This window comes from Aminobacter sp. P4_H6_2 (genome assembly GCF_056400805.1).
In genome coordinates, this window is the sequence record NZ_JBFUKO010000700.1 from 1 (window position 1) to 2,659 (window position 2,659).

4 protein-coding genes are annotated in these 2,659 nt (G+C 63.4%); 2 read left to right on the forward strand and 2 right to left on the reverse strand.

The annotated features are described in order from the left end of the window. The coding region (locus tag AC1DUU_RS28850; protein WP_476786753.1) for a proton-translocating transhydrogenase family protein at positions 1–252 on the forward strand (252 nt) is incomplete at its 5' end. Between the two features lies 1 nt (position 253). After that, on the forward strand, positions 254–1,651 hold the full coding sequence (locus AC1DUU_RS28855; protein WP_476786754.1) for an NAD(P)(+) transhydrogenase (Re/Si-specific) subunit beta: 1,398 nt from the start codon (positions 254–256) through the stop codon (positions 1,649–1,651). Between the two features lie 90 nt (positions 1,652–1,741). Here AC1DUU_RS28855 and AC1DUU_RS28860 read toward each other — a convergent pair whose 3' ends face one another. Both AC1DUU_RS28860 and AC1DUU_RS28865 read right to left on the reverse strand, forming a co-directional pair. Further along, positions 1,742–2,374, reverse strand: coding sequence for a LysE family translocator (locus AC1DUU_RS28860; RefSeq protein ID WP_476786755.1), 633 nt, complete (start codon positions 2,372–2,374; stop codon positions 1,742–1,744). Between the two features lie 75 nt (positions 2,375–2,449). Beyond that, positions 2,450–2,659 (reverse strand): VOC family protein (locus AC1DUU_RS28865; RefSeq protein WP_476786756.1); only part of this gene is annotated, 210 nt, incomplete at its 5' end.

The window sequence follows — 2,659 nt, forward strand, 5'->3', positions numbered from 1 at the left end:
GTGCTCGCCATCTTCGTTGGCTATTACGTTGTCTGGCAGGTGACGCCGGCCTTGCACACGCCGTTGATGGCGGTGACCAACGCGATCTCCTCGGTGATCGTCGTCGGCGCGCTTTTGGCCGTCGGCATCGCCGCGTCGGGGCTTGCCACCGGCTTTGGCTTCATCGCCCTGGTGCTCGCCTCGGTCAACATCTTCGGCGGCTTCCTCGTCACCCAGCGCATGCTGGCGATGTACAAGAAGAAGGACAAGTGACGTGACCCTCAACCTCGCTTCCTTCCTCTACCTGGTCTCCGGCATCCTGTTCATCCTGGCGCTGCGYGGCCTGTCGCATCCGACCACCTCGCGTCAGGGCAATACCTACGGCATGATCGGCATGGGCATTGCCATCGTGACGACGCTGGCGCTGGCCAAGCCGTCGGCCGCCGGCCTCGGCCTGATCGTGCTCGGCATCGCCATCGGCGGCGGCATTGGTGCGGTCACCGCGCGCCGCATCGCCATGACCTCGATGCCGCAGCTGGTCGCAGCCTTCCACAGCCTCGTTGGCATGGCTGCCGTGATGGTCGCGGCAGCCGCCGTCTATGCGCCGGAAAGCTTTGGCATCGGCAGCGTCGGGGCCATCCACGCCCAGGCGCTGGTCGAGATGAGCCTGGGTGTCGCCATCGGCGCCATCACCTTCACCGGCTCGGTCATCGCCTTCCTCAAGCTCGATGGCCGCATGTCGGGCAAGCCGATCATGCTGCCCGGCCGCCACTTCATCAACGCGGCCCTCGGCATCGCCCTTGTCGTTTTGATCGTCATGCTGGTGACGACCCAGTCGACGACGGTGTTCTGGCTGATCGTGGCCGTGTCGTTGGTGCTCGGCGTGCTGCTGATCGTGCCGATCGGCGGCGCCGACATGCCTGTCGTCGTCTCGATGCTCAACTCCTATTCGGGTTGGGCGGCWGCGGCACTCGGCTTCACGCTYGGCAACCTGGCGCTGATCATCACCGGCGCGCTGGTCGGCTCGTCGGGTGCGATCYTGTCCTACATCATGTGCAAGGGCATGAACCGYTCGTTCATCTCGGTCATCCTCGGCGGCTTCGGCGGCGAGACCGCGGCKGTYGCCGACGACGGCATCGAGCGCACCGTCAAGCAGGGYTCGGCCGACGAYGCCGCCTTCYTGATGATGAACGCGCAAAAGGTCATCATCGTGCCGGGCTACGGCATGGCGGTGGCCCAGGCCCAGCATGCGCTGCGCGAGATGACCGACAAGCTCAAGGCCAATGGCGTCGAGGTCAAATACGCCATCCACCCGGTCGCYGGCCGCATGCCCGGCCACATGAACGTGCTCTTGGCCGAGGCCAACGTGCCTTACGACGAGGTCTTCGAGCTCGAAGACATCAATTCGGAGTTCGCCCAGGCCGACGTCGCTTATGTCATCGGCGCCAACGACGTCACCAATCCCTCGGCGCGCGACGACAAGAACTCGCCGATCTACGGCATGCCGATCCTCGACGTCGACAAGGCGCGCACCTGCCTATTCGTCAAGCGCWGCCTYGGYTCCGGCTACGCCGGCATCGACAACACGCTGTTCTACAAGGACGGCACCATGATGCTGCTCGGCGACGCCAAGAAGATGACCGAAGAAATCGTCAAGGCCATGGATCACTGAGCCAAAAGTCAGGCGATCTCGCCGCAGCGAGAACAGACAAAAAAGCCCGGCAAATGCGCCGGGCTTTTTCTTTGAGTGAACAAGTGAAACTCAGCGCTGGGCTTCGGTTGCCATCTTCACCGCAAGTCCCGCGAGCACCGTACCCATCAGCCAGCGCTGGATCTTGAGCCAGCCGGGGTTTTGGGCGAGGAACTGCGAGATCGAGCCTGCAGACAGCGCGATCATCGCGTTGACCGAGACGCTGATGCTGATCTGGATCATGCCGAGCATCAGCAACTGGGTCAGCACGCTGCCGGCCGCCGGATCGATGAACTGGGGCAGCAGCGACAGGTAAAGCACCGCGACCTTGGGGTTGAGCAGGCTGGTGAACAAGCCCATGGCAAACAGCTTGCGCGTGCCATCCTTCGGCAGTTCGCGGATATGGAACGGCGAGCGCCCGCCGGGGCGGATGGCCTGCCAGGCGAGCCACAGAAGATAGGCAGCGCCGGCAAAACGGATCGCGTCATAGGCGTATGGCACGGCGAGCACCMGCGCAGTGATGCCGAAGGCCGCGCACAGCATGTAGATGACAAAACCAAGTGCGACGCCGGCGAGCGAAATCAGTCCGGCACGGGAGCCCTGGCTGATCGAGCGCGACACCAGATAGACCATGTTCGGCCCAGGCGTCAGCACCATGCCGAGTGCTATGGCGGCAAAGGCGATGAGATTCGCGGTTTCCGGCATGCAATTCCCCTCAAGGGTTCGATGCCGGAAGATGCCTGTTAGAGCGGCGTGTAGGTAGAGGGCAGGCGAGGAATATCAATTGCGACAGCCGGCCTCGATATTGTTGCCGTCCGGGTCGAGCACATAGGCTCCGTAATAATTCATCGGCTCCGGTCCACGCGGGCCGGGCATTCCATTGTCGGTGCCGCCATTTTCGAGGGCCGCCTTGTGAAACGCGTTGACCTTCGCATGGTTGTCAGCCGCGAAGGCAAGATGTAGCGGGCTTGCCGAGGTGCGATGCATCGC